Below are 6,175 nucleotides of genomic sequence, written 5' to 3'. Positions count from 1 at the left end.
GGCCGAGGCGGAAGCGGGCGAGGTCGGGCCGCTGACGGAGCGCCTCGTTCGGGAAGCGCGCCTCCGGGGCGCCGCCATTTATATGGAAGGCTTCGACCGGCTCCTCGACGACGATCACCGCCACCGCCTGGCGCAGGTCTTCCGGGCCGTGGACACCGGTCCGGAGATGGTCTTCCTGGCGGGGGATGTCGAATGGGAGCCCGGCCGGGACCTCTGCCGCAGGCCCTTCGTCCGGGTCGGCTTCAACCGGCCGTCCCATGCGCTCCGGCGGGCCATGTGGGACCAGGCCCTGAAAAAAGAGGATATCGACCCGGCCGACCGGGAGCACCTGGGTGCCGTGGCCGGCAAATTCCGGTTCAACGGGGGTCAGATCCTGGATGCGGCGGACACCGCCCGCAATCTCTCCCGCCTCCGGCTCGGACGGGGCGGGAAGGTCCACCCGGAGGATCTCTACGAGGCCTGCCGGCGCCACTCCAACCAAAAACTCGGCCGCCTGGCCCGGAAGATCGTCCCCGGGGCAACCTGGGAGGACATCGTCCTGCCGGCCGACTGCCTGGAACAGCTCCGGTCGATCACGCATTTCGTGAGGCATCGCGCCCAGGTGTTCGAAAGCTGGGGCTTCGGCCGGAAGCTTTCGCTGGGCAAAGGGGTGAACGCCCTGTTCGCCGGGCCTTCGGGAACCGGGAAGACCATGGCGGCCGAGATCCTCGCGGGCGATCTGGGCCTGGACCTTTACAAGATCGACCTGTCCACCGTGGTAAGCAAGTATATCGGCGAAACGGAGAAAAACCTGGCCCGGATCTTTACCGAGGCCGAGACCTCCAACGCCATCCTCTTTTTCGACGAAGCCGACGCCCTCTTCGGCAAGCGCAGCGAGGTCAGGGATTCCCACGACCGGTACGCCAACATCGAGATCAGCTACCTCCTTCAGCAGATGGAGACCTTCGAGGGGGTGGCCATCCTGGCGACCAACCTGCGCAAGAACATGGACGACGCCTTCGTGCGCCGCCTGGCCTTCACGATCCATTTCCCGTTCCCCGAGGCGGACGACCGGCTCCGGATCTGGCGGGGCACCTGGCCCGCCGCCGCGCCGGTGTCGTCGGACGTGGACCTGGATTTCATGGCCAGAAGGTTCCGGCTGGCCGGCGGAAACATCCGGAACATCGCCCTGGCCGCGGCGTTTCTGGCCGCCGATGACGGCAAGACGGTCGCCATGCCCCATCTCATCCGGGCCACGCGGCAGGAATTTCACAAGATGGGCAAGGCCTGCGTCAGGACCGATTTCGAGCCCTATTACGACATCATCGCCCCCGGGGCGAATGGGGGGGGAACGCCATGATTCGCGATCTCGACGAAACCATCGAGCAGCTCCTGATCTCCCGGGCACCGGCCGGCTCGGAGCTTGCGGGCGCGGACATCAGCTTCGACCTGCCCGACGCCGACTGGCGCGCGGGCCTGGAGACCCTGACGGTCAACTGCTACCTGTACGACATCCGCGAGAATTTCGACCTGCGGACCGTCGAGCCGCCGGTTCAGCGCTCAGCCGACGGGACACGCGCCGTCCGGCGCCGTGCCCCCGTCCGCATCGACTGCGCCTACTGCATCACCGCCTGGAGCCCCGCGACCGATGAATCGGTTCTGGAGGAGCATCGCCTCCTGGGCCAGGTCCTGCGGGTCCTGCTGCGGCATCCCACCGTCCCGGCCGACGTGCTGCAGGGGAGCCTGGCGGATCAGATCCCCCCCTATCCCACCATCATCGCTTCGCCGGACGGGGTCAAGAATCCGCCGGAATTCTGGGGGGCCTTGGATCAGCAGCTCAAGCCCTCCTTGAACTACGTTCTCACGTTGGCCGTGAGCCTGGACGAATCGCCCGCCGAGGCGGCCATGCCGCCGGTGGTGGAGGAGGTCCGGGTCGAAGCGGACGATTTGAGCCTGTTTTCAGGTTAACCCACAACGCCGTGAGGAGGGATGCGCCGGGCGGTGCATCGTCGCCCCTCACCAAATGGAGGTGAGTCCATGAGCTTTAATGTTGGTTTAAATGTCGTTGAGGTCGATGGCAAGGTTGCACCCAGCATCCAGGCGGCGCCGACGTCGGTGGCCGCCATGATCATCCGTTCCGCCCGCGGTCTTCCCGGCGAGGTGTACCGGGTGACGAACTGGAGCGAATTCATCGAGCATTTCGGCGGTTACCTGGACGGCGCCTTCGGCGCCTACGCCATGCGCGGTTTTATCGACAACGGGGGCGCCGTGGCCTACGTCACCCGCGTGGTGGACGACGCCGTGGCCGACGCCGCCACGGAAACCTTTAATGACGCCGGCGGCGCGTCCCTGACGGTCACCGCCGGATACCGCGGGCGGCCGGACCCCGGCGCCTGGGGCAATAATCTGTCCATCCGCATCGCGCCCAACCCGGAGACGGAGGGCACCTATGATCTTTTCGTGGCCCAGACCACGGCGGGCAAGCGCACCACCGTCGAGACCTGGGAGAAGCTCAACCACAGCACGGCCGCGGGCGCTCCGGGCGTACACCCCGAGACGGCCGTCAACGACGAGTTCACCGGGTCCAAGTTCATCATCGTGAATGAGGATGCCGCGACCAATCCGTCCACGACCGTCGGGGCCGCCGGGGCAGACGCGGACGGCTTTGTCCCGCTGGCGGGCGGCGCGGAGGACAGCCTGGCCGGGGACCCGCTCCAGAATGCCCTGGTGGCCGCCCTGCCGCGGTTCGACGTCCACAAGGTGCAGCTCGTCGTCTGCCCGGAGACCGACAGCGCCACCGTTGTCGCGGCGGCCCTGGCCTACTGCGAGAACCGGGGCGACTGCATGTTCGTCGGGCACACGCCCCTGGGGCACGACGCCGGGGCATCCAAGACCTACGTCATCAGCCAGGGCTTCCAGGGCAACAAGGTCTACGGGGCGATCTATTTCCCGTGGATCCGGGTGGCCGACCCCATCGGCACCCAGAAATGGATCCCCCCGACGGGGCACATCCTGGGGGTCTACGCCCGCACGGAACGGGAGCGGGGCATCTGGAAGGCGCCCGCGGGCAACGCCGCCAAGGTAAACGGCGCCCTGGACGTGCGCCACCACATCACGGACCCGGTCCACACCGACCTGGTCAAGAACGGCTCGGTCAACGCCGTCCGCTTCATCCCGGGGCAGGGGATCGTCATCGACAGCTCCAGGACCCTCAGCACCAATTCCATCTGGCTCTACGTCAACATCCGGCTGCTCTTCAACTTCGTCAAGAGCTCCCTGATGGGCGGGCTGCGGTGGGTGGTCCAGGAGCCCAACGACCAGACCCTCTGGAACAAGGTGAAGTTCAATTCGGTCACCCCGTTTCTCATGGGGCTGTGGCGGCGGGGGGCCTTCGGCTCCGGTCTGCCCGAGGAGACCTTCACGGTCAAGATCGATTCGGAGAACAACCCGCCGGCCAGCGTCCAACTGGGGATCCTCAACATCGAGGTCTATTTCTACCCGGTGCGCCCGGCCGAGACCATCGTGATCACGGTGGGCCAGCAGGAGAGCGGGGCCTCCGCCAGCGAAGGATGACGGGGGGAGATATCAACCCACGGTTCAACCGGTGGATTTAGCAAAGGAGCATTATCATGGCTGATTTCGGTTTTAATGAAGCCTATCGCACGGACGAATTTGTGGTCGAGATCGAGGGCATCGAAAGCCCCGGCATCACCAAGGTCGACGGACTGAGCGAAGGCGAGATCGATGCCATCGACCAGCCGGACGGCGGGGCCAACATCACCCACAAGATCAGTTCCGGCATCATCAAGTACGGCGACCTCACCCTCGATCGGAACATGGACGGCTCCCAGGCCGATGCCGATTTCAAGAGCTGGTTCGACGAGATGTTCAAGCTGGACGGCACCGGCACCGGCTCCCAGATGCGGCGGAACGGCTCCGTCGTCAAGAAGCAGTTCGGCCAGGAGGTGCTGCGGTTCGCCTTCGAGGGCGCCTGGATCAAGTCCTCCAAGTTTACCGCCCTGGATGCGGCGAGCTCCGACCTGATGAAGCAGACCATCGTGCTCGCGGTCGAACGGATGTACCGCGTCTGACCCGGAAAGCAGGGGCGCCCATGGAGACCTATCAGAGCGAATTCGAGTTCCGGCTGCCCATCGGGTACCCGGACGGAGACGGAACCCTTCACCGCCGGGCGGTCCTGCGGAAGATGCGGGGCCACGAGGAGGCGGTGCTCTACGACCCGACCCTTTCGGGCGGGGCCCTCGTCACCGGACTCCTGGCGGGGTGCCTGGTCCGGCTGGGAACCCTTCCGGCCGTGGGGCGGGAGGCGGTTTCCGGCCTCTACTCCGCCGACCGGAACTACCTGCTCCTCGAGCTGCGGCGGATCACCCTGGGGGACCGGATGCCGGCCGTATATGCCTGCCCCGGATGCGGGGCCCGGGTGGCCGTCACAGAGGACCTCGGCGCGCTGCCGGTCCGGCGCCTGGAGGACGGCGAGCCCCTGCCGGAGATCCACCTGGCCCTGGCGGACGGCTATACCGACCGCCGGGGCGTCCGGCATACCGAGCTGACCCTGAGCCTGCCCCGGGGCGTGGACGAGGAGTTCGTCGCCCCCATGGTGGCCAGGGATCCGCTCAAGGCCCAGGACGCCCTCATGCTCCGCTGCATCCGGCGGTTCGGCGAACTGCCGCGGTCGGCCCTCGAGGCCTACGGGGTGAAGATCCTGAGGGACCTGACCCTGGGGGACCGGAGGCTCCTCCAGGCAGGCTTCAACGACCGGACGCCGGGGGTCGATTTCATGCGGATGGTGTCGTGCGGCGCATGTGGATCGACTTTTTCGGGGGTGCTGGACGTATCCCATTTTTTCGTCGCGGGCTAGGAGGGCACCGGCTGCGGGAAGAGGTGTTCTACCTGGCCTACCACCTCCACTGGTCCTGGTCGGAGATCATGAACCTCGATCTCACCGAACGGCGGGCCTTCGTCAGGATGCTGGCGGAGCGGATCCAGGCGGAAAACAAGGCGATGGAAGCCCTGGGCGATCGGCTGAGAAGAGGGTAGCCCGGGATTTTCCGATTTTTTGCAACCGGAACGATGAAGCCATCAGGATAACAAGGACAATCATTATGATCGAACGCCATCCCCTTCCAACGACGCCCGCATCCGATGCGGTGCCCTGGGTCCTGGGAAACCAGCTTCAGCCCCACCGCGGGCGGTGGCTGGTCCGGCGGCTCCGGTCGGGCCCATGGGTGTTTCTGGGTCTTTCGGGGCTGCGGCTGGATGTCCGGATTCAGGGATTTCGGGGCGGAGAGGCCGAGATGTCCTGGAAGGACCAGGCTCCCGGCGGCCATGGACGGGGAGCGGCGACTCGCGAAGCACAGCCGGTCCTGAGGGGTCCGGAAGGATCCATGGGCTCGGCGGGTCCCCCCGGCAGGGACGCCCGCGCGGAACGGGCGCCGGGAGGGCCGATTTCCGGAGCCGTTTCCGGGCCGACCCGGACGCCCGTCATGCCGGTACCGATCGGGATGTTCATCTTCCAGCAGCCCGCCCCGCCGGGCAGCGCTTCCCGGAGGCCGATTCCCGCGGCCCCCACGGCAGGGATTTTCGACGGGCGGACCGGCGGCATGACGACGGCAGGCATGGCCAGATCCCCTGTTTCAGCAGGCGGGCCGTCCAGGCAGGAGGCCCCCGGCATGATTTTCGGAGCGGCATCGCCGGGATGGGAACCGCGAGGCACGGGCATGCAGCAAGGCGTCCCTCCCGGGCCGCCGCCGGCGCCGGAACGTCCATCCCACCGGACAGATCGGCTGACGCCTTCGGGGCATCAGCCCGCCGTCGGGGATGCGGCGGCGTGGGAGGTTCCGGTCGAGACAACGGTCTTCCGGGAGGGTCCGACCGAACGATTTGACCGGGGACAGGCGGGACATTCTCGGATGGCGTCGTCGTCAAAGGCATCCGATCCTGCCTTCGCGCCGGCGCTCGGTGTGCTGGCCCGAACCCTGGCGCTGCTTCCCGGCATCGGCTTTCGGCCGCAGCCGATGACGCTGGAGGGGGGTGAAGGATATCCAGCAAGTTCCCGCGCAGAGGGCGGACAGAAATTCCCGGCCCTGCCGGCGCCGGATCCGGGCGTGATGCTTCCCCTGCGGCACGCCGGGGGGATCGCCCCCGCCGGGCCTGGCCCCGCAATCCCGGTTTGGGCGGG

Annotated in this window: 7 protein-coding genes; all 7 read left to right on the top strand. The window is 67.1% G+C overall.

Annotated elements, in window-relative coordinates; genetic code table 11:
* On the top strand, positions 1-1,339 hold a 1,339-nt coding region (locus ACEW8N_RS04430), incomplete at its 5' end, for an ATP-binding protein (RefSeq protein WP_373498596.1).
* Positions 1,336-1,947: a DUF4255 domain-containing protein gene (locus ACEW8N_RS04425; protein ID WP_373498595.1), complete on the top strand. Its 612-nt coding sequence runs from the start codon at positions 1,336-1,338 to the stop codon at positions 1,945-1,947. The genes ACEW8N_RS04430 and ACEW8N_RS04425, both read left to right, overlap by 4 nt.
* 69 nt (positions 1,948-2,016) lie before the next feature.
* Positions 2,017-3,552, top strand: a complete 1,536-nt coding sequence (locus tag ACEW8N_RS04420) for a phage tail sheath family protein (protein ID WP_373498594.1) — start codon at positions 2,017-2,019, stop codon at positions 3,550-3,552.
* Between the two features lie 56 nt (positions 3,553-3,608).
* Positions 3,609-4,070, top strand: coding sequence for a phage tail protein (locus ACEW8N_RS04415; protein ID WP_373498593.1), 462 nt, complete (start codon positions 3,609-3,611; stop codon positions 4,068-4,070).
* Positions 4,071-4,090: 20 nt separating this feature from the next.
* Positions 4,091-4,855: a hypothetical protein gene (locus tag ACEW8N_RS04410; RefSeq protein WP_373498592.1), complete on the top strand. Its 765-nt coding sequence runs from the start codon at positions 4,091-4,093 to the stop codon at positions 4,853-4,855.
* Positions 4,856-4,878: 23 nt separating this feature from the next.
* Positions 4,879-5,034 carry a hypothetical protein gene (locus tag ACEW8N_RS04405; RefSeq protein WP_373498591.1) on the top strand — a complete coding sequence of 52 codons (156 nt, stop codon included), beginning with the start codon at positions 4,879-4,881 and terminating at the stop codon, positions 5,032-5,034.
* A 65-nt stretch (positions 5,035-5,099) separates the two neighbouring features.
* The coding region (locus tag ACEW8N_RS04400) for a hypothetical protein (RefSeq protein ID WP_373498590.1) at positions 5,100-6,175 on the top strand (1,076 nt) is incomplete at its 3' end.

It is taken from the genome of Desulfococcus sp., assembly GCF_041737845.1.
GTDB lineage: Bacteria > Desulfobacterota > Desulfobacteria > Desulfobacterales > Desulfococcaceae > Desulfococcus.
This window is presented reverse-complemented; position numbering and strand designations above follow the sequence as displayed.

Coding starts and splice junctions, on each gene's coding strand:
- ACEW8N_RS04410 (WP_373498592.1), top strand. CDS start 4,091: ATGGAGACCTATCAGAGCGAATTCGAGTTCCGGCTGCCCATCGGGTAC.
- ACEW8N_RS04420 (WP_373498594.1), top strand. CDS start 2,017: ATGAGCTTTAATGTTGGTTTAAATGTCGTTGAGGTCGATGGCAAGGTT.
- ACEW8N_RS04425 (WP_373498595.1), top strand. CDS start 1,336: ATGATTCGCGATCTCGACGAAACCATCGAGCAGCTCCTGATCTCCCGG.
- ACEW8N_RS04415 (WP_373498593.1), top strand. CDS start 3,609: ATGGCTGATTTCGGTTTTAATGAAGCCTATCGCACGGACGAATTTGTG.